The organism is Ewingella americana (assembly GCF_006438725.1).
GTDB classification, from domain to species: Bacteria; Pseudomonadota; Gammaproteobacteria; order Enterobacterales; family Enterobacteriaceae; genus Ewingella; species Ewingella americana_A.
The window spans coordinates 145,983-163,708 of the sequence record NZ_RCZD01000009.1 but is presented as its reverse complement, the minus strand read 5'-3'; the positions used below and the strand labels follow the sequence as shown (position 1 = coordinate 163,708).

12 protein-coding genes are annotated in these 17,726 nt (G+C 50.6%); 7 read left to right on the top strand and 5 right to left on the bottom strand.

What is annotated here, in order from left to right:
• Nucleotides 1-172 precede the first annotated feature (172 nt).
• Nucleotides 173-2,140 (top strand): DNA topoisomerase III, encoded by a 1,968-nt coding sequence (locus EAH77_RS17025; protein WP_140474002.1) that lies wholly within the window; start codon nucleotides 173-175, stop codon nucleotides 2,138-2,140.
• The gene (locus EAH77_RS17020; protein WP_140474001.1) at nucleotides 2,130-2,438 is read left to right on the top strand and encodes a DUF1496 domain-containing protein; all 309 of its coding nucleotides are present in this window, start codon (nucleotides 2,130-2,132) and stop codon (nucleotides 2,436-2,438) included. The genes EAH77_RS17025 and EAH77_RS17020 overlap by 11 nt, the downstream gene beginning before the upstream one ends.
• 65 nt (nucleotides 2,439-2,503) lie before the next feature.
• Here the strand turns inward: EAH77_RS17020 and EAH77_RS17015 are convergent, their stop codons facing one another.
• Nucleotides 2,504-2,899, bottom strand: coding sequence for a pyrimidine (deoxy)nucleoside triphosphate diphosphatase (locus EAH77_RS17015; protein ID WP_140474000.1), 396 nt, complete (start codon nucleotides 2,897-2,899; stop codon nucleotides 2,504-2,506).
• 6 nt (nucleotides 2,900-2,905) lie between these two features.
• Entirely contained in the window at nucleotides 2,906-3,718 is an 813-nt protein-coding gene (gene xthA / locus EAH77_RS17010; RefSeq protein ID WP_140473999.1) for an exodeoxyribonuclease III, read from the bottom strand.
• A gap of 255 nt (nucleotides 3,719-3,973) precedes the next feature.
• Here xthA and tyrR point away from each other — a divergent pair, with 255 nt between their 5' ends.
• Complete coding sequence (tyrR, locus tag EAH77_RS17005) at nucleotides 3,974-5,545, top strand: transcriptional regulator TyrR (protein WP_140473998.1); 1,572 nt, start codon at nucleotides 3,974-3,976, stop codon at nucleotides 5,543-5,545.
• A gap of 253 nt (nucleotides 5,546-5,798) precedes the next feature.
• Nucleotides 5,799-11,030: an RHS repeat domain-containing protein gene (locus EAH77_RS17000; RefSeq protein ID WP_140473997.1), complete on the top strand. Its 5,232-nt coding sequence runs from the start codon at nucleotides 5,799-5,801 to the stop codon at nucleotides 11,028-11,030.
• 116 nt (nucleotides 11,031-11,146) lie between these two features.
• Here EAH77_RS17000 and tpx read toward each other — a convergent pair whose 3' ends face one another.
• Entirely contained in the window at nucleotides 11,147-11,653 is a 507-nt protein-coding gene (tpx, locus tag EAH77_RS16995; RefSeq protein WP_140473996.1) for a thiol peroxidase, read from the bottom strand.
• A gap of 157 nt (nucleotides 11,654-11,810) precedes the next feature.
• Between tpx and ycjG the strand changes: the two genes are divergently transcribed.
• Complete coding sequence (gene ycjG / locus EAH77_RS16990) at nucleotides 11,811-12,788, top strand: L-Ala-D/L-Glu epimerase (RefSeq protein ID WP_140473995.1); 978 nt, start codon at nucleotides 11,811-11,813, stop codon at nucleotides 12,786-12,788.
• Nucleotides 12,789-12,803: 15 nt separating this feature from the next.
• On the opposite strand, the gene mpaA is transcribed toward ycjG, so the two are convergent.
• On the bottom strand, nucleotides 12,804-13,514 hold the full coding sequence (mpaA, locus tag EAH77_RS16985) for a murein tripeptide amidase MpaA (protein ID WP_140473994.1): 711 nt from the start codon (nucleotides 13,512-13,514) through the stop codon (nucleotides 12,804-12,806).
• A 316-nt stretch (nucleotides 13,515-13,830) separates the two neighbouring features.
• Here mpaA and EAH77_RS16980 point away from each other — a divergent pair, with 316 nt between their 5' ends.
• Complete coding sequence (locus EAH77_RS16980; protein ID WP_277752566.1) at nucleotides 13,831-15,387, top strand: ABC transporter substrate-binding protein; 1,557 nt, start codon at nucleotides 13,831-13,833, stop codon at nucleotides 15,385-15,387.
• Nucleotides 15,388-15,455: 68 nt separating this feature from the next.
• Here the strand turns inward: EAH77_RS16980 and EAH77_RS16975 are convergent, their stop codons facing one another.
• Nucleotides 15,456-16,664 (bottom strand): MFS transporter, encoded by a 1,209-nt coding sequence (locus EAH77_RS16975; protein WP_140473992.1) that lies wholly within the window; start codon nucleotides 16,662-16,664, stop codon nucleotides 15,456-15,458.
• A 101-nt stretch (nucleotides 16,665-16,765) separates the two neighbouring features.
• Between EAH77_RS16975 and EAH77_RS16970 the strand changes: the two genes are divergently transcribed.
• Nucleotides 16,766-17,719, top strand: coding sequence for a LysR family transcriptional regulator (locus tag EAH77_RS16970; protein WP_140473991.1), 954 nt, complete (start codon nucleotides 16,766-16,768; stop codon nucleotides 17,717-17,719).
• Nucleotides 17,720-17,726: the final 7 nt, after the last annotated feature.

Below are 17,726 nucleotides of genomic sequence, written 5' to 3'. Positions count from 1 at the left end.
CTTTATGAGCGACCATTCTGCCCTAAACACCTTCCTGACTTACCAATTACGCTGACAGCGGCTAACATAGCCCTATCTGCAACCAGACGATGCTGTGAACAAAGGAAGGGATAATGATCATTAAGGCAATGAACACGGTGCTACCGAGCCTGTTAGCGAAGAGTGCCGTCTGATGCGTTTATTTATTGCCGAAAAACCCAGCCTTGCTCGCGCTATCGCTGATGTCTTGCCGAAACCCCATCGTCGGGGAGACGGTTTCATCGCCTGCGGCAGCGACCAGGTGGTCACCTGGTGCGTCGGCCACCTGCTTGAACAGGCGCAACCTGATGCCTACGACAGCCGCTACGCCCGCTGGACGCTCAACGATTTACCCATCATCCCGGAAAAATGGCAGCTTCAGCCGCGTTCCTCCGTCGCTAAACAGCTTAATGTGATCAAGAAGTTGTTACTGGAAGCCACGCAGGTTATCCACGCCGGTGACCCGGATCGCGAAGGGCAACTGCTGGTGGATGAGGTTCTGGATTACCTCGAACTGACTGCCGAAAAGCGCCAGAACGTTCAGCGCTGCCTGATAAACGATCTCAACCCGCAGGCGGTGGAACGGGCCATTGAGCGCCTGCGTGACAATCGCGACTTTATCCCGCTGTGTGTGTCGGCGCTGGCACGTTCCCGCGCTGACTGGCTGTACGGCATCAACATGACCCGCGCCTACACCATTCTTGGGCGTAACGCCGGGTATAACGGCGTGCTGTCGGTTGGGCGTGTGCAGACGCCAGTGCTCGGTCTGGTGGTGCGGCGTGATGAAGAAATTGAAAACTTCGTCGCCAAAGATTATTTCGAAGTGAAAGCGCACATTGTCACGCCTGCCGACGAGCGTTTTGTCGCCTTGTGGCAACCGAGCGAGTCTTGCGAGCCATATCAGGACGAAGAAGGGCGGTTATTACATCGGCCGCTGGCCGACCACGTCGTTGCACGCATTGGTGGGCAACCTGCGCTGGTCACTGGCTATAATGACAAACGCGAAAACGACACCGCGCCGTTGCCCTTTTCCCTCTCAGCATTACAGATTGAAGGTTCGAAGGCTTTTGGTCTCAGCGCCCAGCAAATTCTCGATATTTGCCAGCGGTTGTATGAAACGCACAAATTGATTACGTACCCGCGTTCCGATAGCCGATATCTCCCTGATGAGCACTTTGCCGGGCGTCACGCAGTCCTGAATGCCATCGGCATCCACCAGCCTGATCTGCTGCCGCAACCGGCCATGGACACTGACCGGCGCAACCGCTGCTGGGACGACAAAAAAGTCGATGCCCACCACGCCATTATCCCAACGGCGCGCAGTAGTAAGGTGAATCTGACAGATGATGAGCAAAAAATTTATAACCTGGTGGCGCGGCAGTATCTGATGCAGTTCTGCCCGGATGCCGTATTCCGCAAATGCGTGATCGACCTTGATATCGCCGGGGGCAAGTTTATTGCCAAAGCACGCTTTCTGGCCGAAGCCGGTTGGCGCACGCTGCTCGGTAGCAAAGAGCGGGATGAGGAAAACGAAGGCACGCCGCTGCCGGTGGTGGCAAAAGGCGACGAACTGTTGTGTGAAAAGGGGGAGGTGGTTGAACGCCAGACCCAGCCGCCGCGGCCCTTTACCGACGCCACGTTGCTGTCGGCGATGACCGGTATCGCGCGCTTCGTGCAGGACAAAGCGCTGAAGAAAATTTTGCGCGCCACTGACGGATTGGGCACGGAAGCAACCCGCGCGGGTATTATTGAATTGCTGTTCCGCCGTGAATTTTTGTACAAAAAAGGGCGCTATATTCATTCAAGTGATACCGGACGGGCGCTGATTCACTCGCTGCCGGATATCGCCGGCAGGCCGGATATGACGGCTGACTGGGAGTCGAGCCTGACCCGCATCAGCGAGAAAAACTGCCGCTATCAGGATTTTATGCAACCTCTGGTCGCGACCTTACAGAACCTGATTGTGCAGGCGAAAAACAACCGGGTTTCATCAGCATTTCGCACTATTCCGTCTAAACCGGCGGGTGCAGGCAAAGTAGCCACTGGCGCAAAAACGGCTAAAAGTGCGCCAAAACGTCGTAAGACGTCCACTAAAGGGAAGGAAGCAACAAATGATGAATAAATTGATGATGGCGTTGCTGCTCAGCTCTACTCTACTTGCTGCTCCGGCGATGGCGAACCGTGCCGGGCTGAGTGGTAACAGCGCGGATGTCGTGGTGCCGCTGCCGCCGCAGATCTGGAACAACAGTGGCACAAACAACCAGAACAGCGCACCGACCTGCCACCGCTGCTGTATTTATAATAATCAGAGCTACAGCGAAGGCGCGGTCGTGACTGCCGACAGCGTGGTGCTGCAATGCGTGCGGGATCCGCAAGTGGTGGGGACTAATGATTTGAAATGGGAAGTATTGAAAAAATAGCCTTTCCTGAACAAAAAAGGCGCGGACTGTTTCCAGTTTCCGCGCCTTTTTCTTGGTATTTTCAGCTAAGCGGACAATGTTTCCAGATAAGCCTCGATCAAGGGGATATCCGCCGGTGCCAGGTCAAATGACAGCACGTTGGCAGGCAAGACCCAGCAAATCTCCGAGTGACACTGTAACGCAATCGTTCCGGTGAATCCGCTGACTCGCCAGCCGTGCAGGCGGATCCGTCTTGCAGGCTGTTGCAGTTCGCTGGTAGCAAGGAAATTTTCCACTGTGGCGGTAATGCACATTTCTTCCTGCAACTCCCGCACCAACGCCGCCTGCTGACTTTCCCCTGCCTCCACTTTGCCGCCAGGGAACTCCCACAATCCGGCCTGGTCGCCGCTGGCGTCGCGTCGGGCGAGCAGCAACTTGCCATCGCGTTCAATCAGCGCAGCGACCACGTCGACCGTTTTCATACTCACCTATTTTTTGAGATCAAAAGTCGCCCAGATGGGCGCGTGGTCAGAGGGCTTTTCCATGCCTCGAATATCGTAATCGATACCGGTCTCGATGCAGCGTGTGGCCAGCGGCGTACTCGCCATGATGAGGTCGATACGCAGCCCCCGGTTTTCGTCAAAACCGCGTGAGCGGTAATCAAACCATGAGTACTTATCCGCCGCGTCCGGGTTAGCGGCGCGGAAGGTGTCGATCAAACCCCAGCCTTTCAGGCGTTCCATCCACTCACGCTCTTCCGGCAGGAACGAACATTTACCCGTGCGCAACCAGCGTTTACGGCTGTCCTCGCCAATGCCGATATCCAAATCCGTCGGGCTGATATTCACGTCGCCCATGACGACGACCGGATTATTCACCGACAGACTGGTGGTCAGATAATCCTGTAAATCACGATAAAACTTCTCTTTGGCCGGGAATTTGGTCGGATGATCGCGGCTTTCGCCCTGCGGGAAATACCCGTTGATCACCGTCAGGATGCCCTGCGGCGTTTCGATGTCGGCCATAATAATGCGGCGCTGAGACTCTTCGTCATCGCCTGGGAAACCACGGCGTACAGCGACAGGCTCTTGTTTGGTCAGCATTGCGACGCCGTAATGGCCTTTCTGTCCATGGTAAAACACGTGATAGCCGTGCTGGCTGACGTCTTCCAGCGGGAACATATCGTCATGCACTTTGGTTTCCTGCAAACCGATGACGTCAGGCTGGTGTTGTTCGATGATCGCGGCGAGTTGATGAGGTCTTGCACGTAATCCATTGATATTAAAGGAGACGAACTTCATAGTCGGGAACCATTTGGCGATGAAATCAGGAGCCGATGTTAGCAGATTCTTTTTCTGAATGGTACGTGGGGCAGGCTTTACAACCTTCGGCCAACGCCAGCCGGTGTGACACCGCCTTGCGGTGAAAATCTCGACTATTAAGAAGTTTAGTAAAATTATCTGTCAACATTTTGTGACAGTCTCTTCTTCCGCTGTACACGAAAGAGTATTATGCCCCTCAGCGATTTCCGCACCGGCAGAAAAAGGTCAACACTGATGCGTCTGGAAGTTTTTTGCGAAGACCGCCTGGGTCTTGCCCGAGAGTTACTCGATTTATTGGTTCTGCGCAGCATTGATTTGCGCGGCATTGAAATTGCCTCTATTGGCCGCATTTACCTGAATTTTTCCCAACTCGATTTTGATACGTTCCGCGCCCTGATGGCCGAAATTCGCCGGATTGACGGCGTGACCGACGTGCGTACCGTTCCCTTTATGCCTTCCGAACGTGAGCACCGCGCACTGCGGGCGCTGCTGGTTTCTATGCCTGAACCGGTGTTTTCCATCGACATGAAAGGCAAAGTGGAGCTGGCGAACCCGGCGGCGCAGGCACTGTTTGAGCTTGACGAGGATAAAATCCGTCAGCACACCGCCGCCAGCCTGATCACCGGCTATAACATCACCCGCTGGCTGGAGCATGACAGTAAACGGCCGCACTCCGAACGGGTAGTGATCCGCAGTCAGGACTTCCTGATGGATCTGACCCCGATTCAGCTTGATGATGATGATAATCAGGCCAGCGAAATGGTGGGGGCCGTGGTGATGCTGAAGTCCGCCGCAAGGATGGGCCGTCAGTTGCAGGATTTAACCGTCAATGACGACAGTGAATTCGACCACATTGTCGCGGTCAGCAGCAAAATGCGCCAGGTGTTGGATCAGGCGCGTAAACTGGCGATGCTCGACGCACCATTGCTGATCATCGGCGATACCGGTACCGGTAAAGATTTGTTGGCCCACGCCTGCCATCTGCGCAGTGCGCGCGGAAAAAATGCATTTCTTGGCCTCAACTGTGCCTCGCTGCCTGATGACGTGGTGGAAAGTGAACTGTTTGGCTATGCAGCGGGCGCTTACCCGAATGCGATTGAAGGCAAAAAGGGTTTCTTTGAACAGGCCAACGGCGGTTCGGTCCTGCTTGATGAAATCGGCGAAATGTCGCCGAGAATGCAGATTAAATTATTGCGCTTCCTCAACGACGGTACCTTCCGGCGCGTGGGTGAAGAGCATGAAGTTCACGTTAACGTGCGGGTGATGTGTGCCACGCAGAAAAACCTGGTGGAACTGGTTCAACGCGGCGAATTCCGTGAAGATCTCTACTACCGCCTGAACGTGCTGACCGTCACCTTGCCGCCGCTGCGCGAACGCCAGGCTGATGTGATGCCGCTGACCGAACTGTTCGTGGCACGTTTCTCCGATGAGCAGGGAGTGTCGCGACCAAAACTGTCGCCACAGCTGGCCAATTACCTGACTCACTACGGCTGGCCAGGCAACGTCCGACAGCTGAAAAACGCCATTTACCGTGCGCTGACCCAACTTGATGGCGGTGAACTGCGCCCTCAGGACATCGTATTACCTGATTTCGATGCCGAAGTGACCTTAGGCGAAGAAGCGCTGAACGGCTCTCTCGATGACATCAGCAAGCGATTTGAGCGCTCGGTGTTGACCCGCCTTTATCGCACCTACCCGAGTACCCGTAAACTGGCCAAGCGACTGGGGGTTTCCCATACGGCTATCGCCAATAAGCTACGTGAATACGGGCTAAGCAGCCGGAAAACTGACGCCAACGACGAGTGACCTGATTTTATATTTATCACTGATAAAATCTGACTCTTAGTCATCGAGCGATAAACCTAAGTAAGCCTTTTACTTAGGTTTATCGCCGTTTATAAATCCGCAGAACGACCTCGCGTTATTACTCAGAATTCTAATCGTATGTTGTGTGGTTGACAGACGATATCAAAAATAGAGTGTTCATAAAATCCTTCTATAAAGTAATCGATGACATTTCAATTGTCTCAATCACTCTCTTCAATAAAAGGACTTTATTATGGATACGTTATCAACGTCAGCTGAAAAAGAAATGAGTCACGTCCCTGCATCAAATAAACGCGTATTACAAGGGACAAGCGACGGGCAAGAATTTAGCCAGTCTGATGCTTTATCATTTTCAAGTTTCCGCCGGGGGAGTGTTGACCCGCGCACCGGAAGTTTTAATTACACGATACCTATCGCCAGGATCACCGGAAATCACCGGAGAGGGCCATCGCTACAACTTTCATTAAAACATAATCATTTCTCCAGTAGAAATGAAGGCTTTGGTGCCGGCTGGTCTCTGGGGTTGAGTAAGTTTTTCAAAGATAATGATCGTATGAAACTGCTGTTAAGAGATGGGAGAATTATCGATCTTATAGAAAAAGATGGGGCTTACATTGTCGAGACGGTTGATCTGAAAAATTTCATACTGACTAAATTATCCAGCCCAGATAATGGATACAAAATATCCTATAAGGACGGTTCGGCAGAAATATTAAAACCCGTTACATCAGATAATAAGTTCGTTTACGTTACAGACATAATACAGGAGGATGGCTATAAATTAAGTATTGACTATTATTTTAAGGAATCTGTCTCTCTGGAGCCATTTGTCAAAAGAGTCTATGATGAGCTTGGGGATGACTTGTTAATTATTTCTCGGACGGGGACCAATGCAAGATATAATGTTGCGATTGAGATGTTCAAAAACATCACTGATCTGGCCTGTAAACTCATTCTCACTATCAAAGAATCCGCTAATCATTCCATTGAATCTTGTCTTGCTGTATCCAATAAAAGCACCAATATATTAACATTTACTTATCAGCAAGGGAGTTATTTCAGGCTAATCAAAAAGGTTGAGAGTAATTTCTTTGGGCCAGCGACTGAAATTATAAATTATGATATCCCACTTGCCGCACCGGCAGGTTCACCTTTCGCTACTTTACCCGCGGTGAGTTCATACCAATTCACTATGGTTTCCCCTGCGACAGGAAAAACCAGTACCGAGGAGTACAAATACAGTTATGGTGAGGACATTTGGTCAAATAATTTTCTGGGCTATAATGGTGTAACGGCTTGGGATAAGAATGCTATCGATAATATTTATGCTTGCCGAGCAGATTATACCTATTTTACGCAAGAAACATTTTTTCTCGATAATGTAGAAGAATGTAAAAATAAATTCACCTATGATAAATATCATCGCGTTATTAAAGAGGAGTTCATCGCTTCCCGTGTTGTTGCCCCCGTGGTAGCTCAAAGTATAACAACTAAATATACTTATCCAGGGAACGTTTCTGGAACGTATTCGTCACTGCCTGCCACCTATAAACTTCCTATTTCAATTAGGAAAGACTATATCGAGAAAGACAGCGAAGATAGCCATATAAGAGCTGAAACTTCTTCGTTTACCTATGATCAATACGGTAATGTCGAAACCAGCACCGATAGTGGCGGGGTTTCAATGAATTACATCTATTATCCCGCTGCAGGTAAGACAGGTAAATGCCCAAAGGATAAAAATGGTTTTGTCCGCTATCTGTCTTCTAGTGATAAATATCAGAATGATTTGTCGGTGGATTCGATTGAAAACACCTATACCTATCAATCTTTGCAAGTCAAAGAAGGATATGACTATGTCGTGGAGAACAGTGAAAATGAAAGGAAAATAATTTCCCAGCACTGGAGTGATAGCTATAAAAAAGTGACTAAAACTTACTATGGTATAGATGATAAGAATTCGTTCAACCGAGGTAAGTTAAAAACTACAACATTAATTTTAAATGGTCAGCAAGGCATTACCACAAGCCATGATTATTCACTAAGTACTGATGGTAATGAATTCACTATAAGCACGACGCAAAAAGGGGCTGACGGTAAACAGTTAGTTTATTCAGAGACCGCCATGACCCGAACCGGGTGGCCAGTTTGCATGACTGATGCATTGGGTGTGATGACTGTCCTTACTTACGATAAGGTCGGCCGCATTGTGTCTACGACCAGAGCCAAGGGAACAAACTATGAAAGCACAACAAAGTACACTTATGGTTATGATCCTGTAACGAATTTTTTCACGAAGGCCACTCTTGCCCCGAATGCTAGCGTGGTGACTGAAACCTATGACGCATTAGGCAATGTGGTTAAACAGGTTATTGACGACAAAGTTATATGTATCGCTAATTTTAACACGCAGTCACAGTTATTATCAGAAGTAACCTATGACTATGATGTTCCACTGTTAATGAGTAACAATGGCGACCTGACGTTTACCGAGACTTATCTCTATGATGCATTGGGTAATGTACGTGAAGTGAGAAAAAATGATGATATTGTCAACTGTAGTCGGTTTAATATCGGAGATGCGGTACTCGTTGAATATATTAAGGTTGCGAAAAATAATGACTTTTACTGTTATGAAGAGAACGAATATGACCGTAGGAATGGACTTCCTTTAAGCTCTACAGATTATAATAAAGACGGCAAAACCAAGATATCGCAGAAAAACTATTATTATGATGTTTTCCATCGGGTAAACAAAATTTCTTCTAATGATGTCATCAGTGGTTCGAAGTTCACTGAAAATTACGAGTATGATTTTTTCGACCGGCCAATATCAAGAGTGGAAAGTGAGGAAGAGGGCACTGGCCGTACACTGAAAATGCAGTATTGGGGTTATGATCAGGAAAGTAAGTTGACCGAGATTGCTATTGATAACATTTCTGTCGGCTATCAGGACTTTGATACCTTAGGTAGAATAATTAAGCAGGACCGCAATCCGGCGCAAAAAGATAAATTTATCACTCGCTATAAATATAAGGATAACTACACTTCAGCTTATGAAAAAATCACGCCTAATGGAGAAGTGGTTAACTATGTCTATATCCCTGAGCTAGACCTTCTTCCTGCTGAGATAACCATGCCGGAGAAAAAGGAAAGTTTTAGTTATGTCTATGATAAAGATACGGTCAAACTGGTGGAAGAAACCCATAAAATGGGTTCTGGTGAATCTATTCGCACGCTTGAGTATGATAGCCAATTAAGACTTATTACCGAAGAGTTTTCCGATAATCTAGGTAAGAATAGTGGTCATAATGTTTTCACTTATACTTATTGTGGCCGGTTAATTTCGATCACTAAATCTTTAATGGGGAAACCGACCCAAACAACCTATTATCGTTATGATGAGAAGGGGCGTTTGCTGACTATTTCAGCAGGGCATGATAATGAAACCGATCTCGAAATAGAGGTGTTATACCTTGCGGGAAATTATCCTTCACTCATCAAGTATCGGATGATTCAATCGGTTGGTAAAGATGTAAAATACAGTATGCAATTGGTTTATGACCATAAATTTAGAATATCAGAAAAACGTTACTATGATGAAGCCGGAAATCTTATCTCGACAAATTCTGAAAAATTCAATGGTGTAGGAAAAGTAATAAGCAAGGATGTTTTTGTTAAGCCTGATAAAAAAACAAAAACAAACTTTAAATTTGATTACCTTGGTCGTTTAATCAGTGCAGCAATAGAGGATTCATCAACCCACTATCCTCTGGATCTCAATGCCAAAGAGGTCAGTCGGTTCGATTATCAATATGATAAATTTGATAATATGACGTCCAGCACCGCCCGTGAGAGATGGTCGGGGGATATCAATAAAGCGAGTTACTCATATAATGGAAAGAACCCTTTTGAAATGACTTCTGCTTCATTGAGCGGAAACAATCCAGATAGCCCAATACACCTGACCTATGACGCCGCAGGGAATGTCATCAAGAAAAAAGCAGGTAATAGAAATGCAGTGGAATATCAATATGATGCATTTAATAAGTTAATGAAATCTACCTCATCAAGTGATATTGTTTCATTGGGTTATAATGACAGCGGTAATATGCAAAGTTCGGAATTAACTATAGGCAGCGCCGAGACACAATCTCGCACAAGTATTTATCACTACAGTAATGGTGTTTTTGATGTATCAGACAGGAAACAATCACCTAATGCACGTAGTCAGGATATTGCTACCTATATTAAAAGTCCTATTGGCGTAGAGGCGATCAATATTCTTAGTGGCAGTTCTGGTGCCTATACGAAAGAACAAACATTATTGTTAAGCGATCGTCTTGGTTCCGTCTATGCTGAATTAAAAGATCAAAACACGGATAGCATTACGTCCTTAACCTATACGCCTTATGGACATCTGTTAAACAGTGCATCAATACCTGCGTATGATCCTGTACGGTTTGCCGGAGAAAAATATGATGATCTTACTGAGTTATATCATTTAGGCAATGGAACCCGATCCTATGATCCTCTCCTTATGCGTTTCATGCAGTACGATTCGATGAGTCCCTTTGGCGAGGGTGGGATAAACCCTTATAGCTATTGTGGCGGTGACCCGATTACGTTCTCAGACCCTTCCGGGCATGGTCGTGATGTTGCCATTATGTTCGCCGCAATAGGGTTGGTTTTTTCGGTGATCTTCCTTGGGCTAGGCGTGTTGGCGCTATTAGGTGGGGCGGCACTCCTGCTGGGCGGAATAAGCATTGCATCTGGAATACTGGGCACAACTGGCGGTGCGCTAGGCGTGGCTGCTGCCGCTGTTGAGGATGATGAACTCTCGCAAAAATTATCACTCGCCAGTGGGATCTTCACCGGGGCATCATTTGCATTAGGTTTATTCCCGGCGGTGATGTTTGGTGGTCATAAATTATCGTGGAAATTAATGCAAGCCTTCTCGAAAGGCCGCATATTTCAGGTAAGGGTGCAGAATGTTAAATTTTATCCTGGTGCCAGTTATCGTATATCTGCGCCGTTTAAATATAACAATCAATCAGTCAGGCTCATTAACGCGCATGGAAATGGAAATAAAGGGCTATTAGCTCACGCTGTCGAAAATAGCGATCATCCGGGCCAGTGGATCGACAAGCCGGTTTCTGTCGAAAAGTTTGCACAATTTACCAAAAATATTTTGGTCAATAAATTGAGGGACAACGATAGCGCACTCTTTATTACCGCGTGCGGCGGTTCACAGGCTGGTGCGAACAGTAATGCTCAAAGTTTGGCTAATTATATGAACCGAAGTGTTTATGCTTTTCCTGCGGGCGTGGTTTCTTCTAACATTCAAGGATCAATGGCTGGGGCGAATGTGACATATTATGGTGTGCCGTGGTTTGTAAAACCTAAGCTTTTCACCCCGGTCACTGCGATGGGCAATGCTGTACCTATGTTACCGTTAGCGTGAATATCTTGAAAAAACCAGTCAGCTATTTTCCGACATTGTAATGCGGTAATGGCAGGTTGGTCTGAATAAAAACGCACCGAATAATAGGATATCGGTGCGTTTTTTCTAAATCACGCTTATTTCTTTAATACTGCCAGCGCATCGTCATAGTTTGGCTCGGTGGTAATTTCATTCACCAACTCGCTGTACAGCACATTGTCCTGACCATCGAGAACCACAACCGCACGGGCAGTCAGGCCGGACAGCGGACCATCGATGATCGCCACGCCGTAGTCATTCTTGAACTCACCGCCACGCAGGGTGGAGAGTGTAACAACGTGCGATAAGCCTTCAGCGCCACAAAAACGTGATTGGGCAAACGGCAGGTCAGCAGAAATACACAGCACCACGGTGTTGTCGATTTCGCCAGCCAGCTGGTTGAATTTACGCACGGATGCGGCACAAACGCCGGTATCAATGCTTGGGAAAATGTTCAGCACCTTGCGTTTACCAACAAAACTGCTCAGGCTGACATCAGAGAGATCTTTTGCGACTAAAGTGAAAGGCTTGGCAACGTCACCTTGTTGCGGAATCTGGCCAGCAACGCTGACCGGGTTGCTCTGAAAATGTACTGTCTGGGTCATGGTATTTTCCTTTGTACAGATGAGACAAACGGCAGTCAGTTTAGGGTATCAAATGTAAATTTGGTATATAAAGTTTGCTAATCATATTAGTGAACTATGTTGAGTGATGACCTCCGTGCATCAGCCGGAGGCAGCGTAAAGCCGTCAGGAGCCATCGATGAGAAGTGTGCGCTTTTATCCCGAAGCCTGGCCGTTGCATACGGCCTTTGTCATTTCCCGTGGGAGCAGGACCGAAGCCAGAGTGGTTGCGGTAGAAATTGAAGAAAATGGCGTTCGTGGTGTCGGAGAGTGCACGCCGTATCCGCGTTATGGCGAGAGCGAAGCCAGCGTGATGGCGCAGATTGCCAGCGTACTTCCGGCCATTGAGCAGGGGGCGGACCGGGCAGCGTTACAACATCTTCTGCCTGCCGGGGCCGCGCGTAATGCACTCGACAGCGCACTGTGGAACCTCGAAAGCCAGCTCACCGCGCAGACGCTGTGGCAACTGACTGGCATCGCGCCACTCTCGTGCATCAGCATGGCGCAAACCCTGAGCGTGGATACACCGGAAGCGATGGCGCAGGCTGCTATCGGCCATCAGAAAAACGGGGCCACGCTGCTCAAGATTAAACTCGATGACCATCTGATCACCGAGCGTATGGTGGCTATCCGCAGCGCCGTGCCGCATGTCACGCTGATTGTGGATGCCAATGAATCATGGCAAAGCGAAGGTCTGGCCGCACGCTGTCAGTTGCTGGCGGACTTGGGTGTGATGATGCTCGAGCAACCGCTACCGGCCGGGCAGGATGACTCGCTGGAAAACTTTATCCATCCCTTACCGATTTGTGCCGATGAGAGCTGCCATACGGCAGACGATTTACCGGGTCTGAAGGGGCGCTATGAGATGGTCAACATCAAACTGGATAAAACCGGCGGCCTGACCGGTGCGCTGATCCTGGCGCAGCAGGCGCGTGAACAGGGCTTTGACATCATGCTTGGCTGCATGTTGTGTACGTCGCGCGCTGTTCGCGCAGTTCTGCCGTTGACCGTCGGGGCCAAATTTATTGACCTCGACGGCCCGACATGGCTGGCGCAGGATGTCGAACCGGCGCTGGCCTTCCACTGTGGCGTGATTGACCTGAGTGCGTCACAGTAACGTTACCGATAGCCGCTATTTCGCCACGCCGGTCAGTAAATCTACCAGCGCCTGCAAGTAGACTTCACTGGCATAGTCGGCGGAAACCGGCGGATATTCCGCCGTAATGCACGGCAGGCTGATATCCGCACACCAACTGCCGAAGGAACCCGGCGTGGCGTAACCCACGCTGGTGACCAGCGGTAAATTAAAGGCATCAGCCAGCCATGCGCCGAGGGGGGAACTGTGCGGGTCTTCAATACAGGCCAGCGGTTCATGGAAGGTCACCACCCATTTGGGGGCCAACTGGTGAATTAAGTGACACAGCGCCAGAGTTTCCAGTTCAGAACCGGCTTTCTCACCGGTTGAAAGCAGCACATCTCTTTCCTGCGCCGCACTGTTCCAGCGATAGACGGTTTCACCGCTTTGCCAGTTGGCGCTGGGAAAGTTGCGGTTGAGATCCACGCCGTTGGCATTGGCCCTCAACCCTAGTTGACACCCATCGGGGTTCACCGCCAGCACCACGTGATGCTTTAAGTTCGCAGGCTCGATGCAACGCAGCGCGCAGGAGAGGGAGACCACAGCGGCCGTTTCATCACCGTGCGTTCCGGCCAGGATCAGCCCGGTGGTGTGGTCCGGTTCGGCGGCCGGGAAGTAGATCAGCGGCGCGCCCAGCAGAGATTTTCCATAGGGCGTACCAAGATTGCTTAAACGTCCGCGCAGGCTGCGGGGGCGAATGTCAGTCATATGTGTTCCAGAACAAGAAGGGGATGAGGATAGCTTTTATTTACCGCAGTTTGCCGCAGGAATGTAGCTTTATTGTCCCGTGATGGGCATTTATCACCTTTTCTTCTCCTTCACCCCCGCCTGATGCCTAAGTTTTGTGCGCTGAGACAAATCTGTAACGAAATTTGATAGGGTATGAATTCAATGAATGATACAACTCCTGAACATCATTAAATCAATTGGTTGTCAGGGGAAATTCATGCTTGAGGGAAAACGGCTTCATCCATTTTCTTACACTGTTTGTGCCGCGCTGGTCGCACTCTCTTTAGGTACAGCGATGGCGGCTCAGGTTCCGGCGGGTACGACACTGGCCGATAAACAGGAGATCGTCCGCCACATTAAAGATGAACCCGCCTCGCTCGACCCGACCAAAGTGATTGGTTTGCCGGAGGCGCAGGTGGCGCGCGATCTGTTCGAAGGGCTGGTGAATCAGGATGCCAACGGCAAAAACGTACCGGGCGTCGCAGAGAGCTGGCAGACACAGGACAATCAGACCTTTATTTTCACCCTGCGTAAAAACGCCCGCTGGTCCAACGGTGACCCTGTCACGGCCAAAGATTTTGTCTACAGCTGGCGGCGGCTGGTGGATCCTAAAGGATTGTCTTCCGGTGCCTGGTTTGCCGGTCTGGCCGGAATTGAAAATGCTGACGCGATTATTGCGGGCAAACTGCCGGTGGATAAACTGGGTGTGACAGCGCTGAGCGATACCCAGCTCAAGGTGCAACTGGCGCGCCCGGTACCGTATTTCGTCAGCCTGCTGGCAAACTTCAGCCTGTTCCCTGTACATCAGGCCACAGTGGAGAAGTTCGGCGAAGACTGGACTAAACCGGGCAATCTGGTGGGCAACGGCGCGTATGTGCTGAAAGAGCGCGTGGTTAACGAAAAATTGGTGCTCGAGCCTAATCCTTACTACTGGGATCACGCACATACCGTGCTGACCAAAGTCACTTTCGTGCCGATCAATAAAGAGTCGAATGCCACCAAGCGTTATCTGGCTGACGACATTGATATCACGGAGTCCTTCCCCAAAGATCAGTATCAGAAGCTGCTGAAAGACATCCCTGGCCAGGTTTATACGCCATTCCAGCTCGGCACCTATTACTATGCCTTTAACACTCAGCGTGCTCCGACCAACGATGTGCGCGTACGTCAGGCGCTGTCTTACAGTATCGACCGCAAAATTATCGCGGAAAAAGTGCTGGGCACCGGCGAGATCCCGGCTTATCACTTCACGCCGGATGTGACCAACGGCTTCACCCCAACCAAAAGCATGCTCCAGCAATACTCCCAGGATGAGCTGAATGCGCAGGCGAAAAGCCTGCTGGCGGCAGCCGGTTATGGGCCGGATAAACCACTCAAGCTGACCCTGCTGTACAACACGTCGGAAAGCCACCAGAAGATCGCCATTGCCGTGGCATCAATGTGGAAAAAAACGCTGGGCGTGGACGTCAAGCTGGTGAACCAGGAGTGGAAAACCTACATCGACAGCCGCAACACCGGCAATTTCGATGTGATTCGTGCTTCATGGGTGGGGGATTACAACGAAGCGTCGACTTTCCTGTCGCTGCTGACCTCAACCCACAACAGCAACATCAGTAAATTTAGCAACGTGGGCTACGATAAAGCCATCAGCGACGCCAGTCGCGAAACCAACGACGTTCACCGCAACACCGATTACAACCAGGCCGAGCAGATCATTGCCGAACAGGCACCGATTGCCCCCATTTACCAGTACACCAATGGCCGGTTGATCAAACCCTGGGTGAAAGGCTATCCGATCACCAATCCTGAAGACGTGGCATACAGTCAGGAGATGTACATTCTCAAACACTGATTCTTTGCGTCAGAAACACAAAGAGCGCCGTTATTTATCAACGGCGCTTTTTTTTTGCTATCCGCTAATCAATGCAGACGGCGGCTCAGCATACGCACAATCAGGCTGGCGGCCGAAGCGACGGTGGCCAGTAATATGACGGCCGGCCAGCCACCTTTTTCCAGAGCCAGACTCCCGAGCGCTGCACCAGCGGACATACCGATAAACACCAGCGTGAAGAGCAGGGCATTCAGCCTGCCGCGTGCTGCCGGTTCCAGCCCGTATACCAGCGTCTGATGGGCGACCAGCGTGGCCTGGATCCCCAGATCAAAACCGATAGCGCTGATGACGATTAACGCCAGCTGACCTTGCACTGGCAGCAGCGGCAGCAGGAACATCGCCGCAAAAGAGATCATCACCAGCGCTGCACCAAACTGCGTTACCCGCGCCGGTCCAGTTTTGTCGGCCATGGCGCCGGCAAGCGGTGCCGCCAGCGCACCTGCCGCCCCGGCCAGACCAAAGGCACCGGCCACCGCGCTGCCAAGGTGATAAGTGTCATTGAGCATAATCGCCAGCGTGGACCAGAATGCGCTGAAGGCTAATGAAAGCAGGCCCTGTGCGATGGCGGCGCGGCGCAGTGTCGGGTAGCGTTGCCACAGGTGATACATCGACAGCAACAAGCTGGAGTAGTTGAGACGTGACGCTGGCGTGAAGCGCGGTAGCACCCGCCACAGCGCCAGACCAATCAGCGCGACACTGACGGCCGCCAACTGATACATCACCCGCCAGCCAAAGTATTCGGCGACAAATCCGCTGATCACCCTGGAAAGCAGAATTCCCACCAGTAACCCGGTCATCACCGTGCCGACGGTTTTTCCCCGTTGCGATGCGGGTGCCAGAATGGCGGAGGCCGGCACAATATCCTGTGCCATGGTGGCCGCCACGCCGGTGACCAGGCTGGCCACCAGCAGGCCATTAATGGCCGGTTCAATGCTGCAAAACAGCAGGGCGACGGCCAGCAAAATACTTTTCAGCAAAATGATCTTGCGGCGATCGTAACGGTCACCCAGCGGAACCAGTAACAGGATACCGAGTGCGTAACCGGCCTGCGTCAACGTGGGGATCATGCCAATAGCGGCCGGCGTGGCCTGCATCCCCTGGCCCATAAGACTGAGCATCGGCTGGCTGTAATAAATGGACGCCACGCTCAGGCCTGCGCCTGCGGCCAGCGTAAAAACTATTTTGCCTGACAGTGCAGATTCTGGTTCTGCCGCAGGAGTATTGATGAGTTCTGACATGATGTTATTCCCGATGGATGAGATGACCTGAGCGCTATTTTTCACCCGAACGGTTATGAGTGGTAGCCAGCCGGAAGGTAAAACTGTTATACGTATGACGCATGAATACATTGAACTCCAGCGGAATTGACCGCATAGATCTGATGCAAACTCTGGTGCGCATCGTTGAGAGTGGCAGTCTCTCCGCCGCTGCTGCACAGCTCAATACCAGCCAGCCGACCGTCAGCCGCAGGTTGCAATCACTCGAGCGAATGCTGGGGGTGAAGCTTATCCTGCGCACCACCCACGCAATGAAACTCACTGACGACGGCGAACGCTGCTATCAACAGGCCAAATTGCTGCTTGAGCGCTGGGCGGCGCTGGAGGATGAACTGCGCGGAGCCGGGGATGAACCGGTTGGCACACTGCGTGTTCGGGTGCCGCACGCCTTCGGACAAGATCAGATGATTGAACCCTTAACCCGCTATTTACAGCGCTATCCTGATGTGACGATTGACTGGATGCTCAACGACCGCACGCCGGACTTCATCTCTGAAGATATCGACTGCGCGATTCAGGTAGGTAAGGTTGATGATCCGTCGATGGTCGCGCTTCTGCTGGCTGAAGTGCCGCGTATTGTGGTGGCGACACCTGAGTTGCTGAGCACGTATCCGGTGACGCAGGTCAGCGAACTGGGGAATCTGCCCTGGGTGTCGTTCAGTACTTTTTATCGCAACGAAGTCACGTTGCGCCATGATAGCGGCGGCCAGACGGAGCGCTGCATGATTGCGCCCCGTCTGGCAACCGACAGCCTGTATGCAGTGCGCAAGGCGGCGTTGTCTGGGCTGGGGGCGGCGATAGTCTCCGCCTGGATCGTCACAGAAGACATCGCACAAGGGCGGTTACAGCAGATTTTACCGGGCTGGAATGCGTTGCCGCTTCCCGTCTATCTGGTTTATCCCTATTCCACTTATTATCCGGCCCGGTTGCGGAAATTCTTCGACATGATGCGCAGTGTGATGCCTGCACTGGCCGAAATGCAGCCGCCAACCCAGGGTTCCGCAGATTCGCGTTAAACGCTAA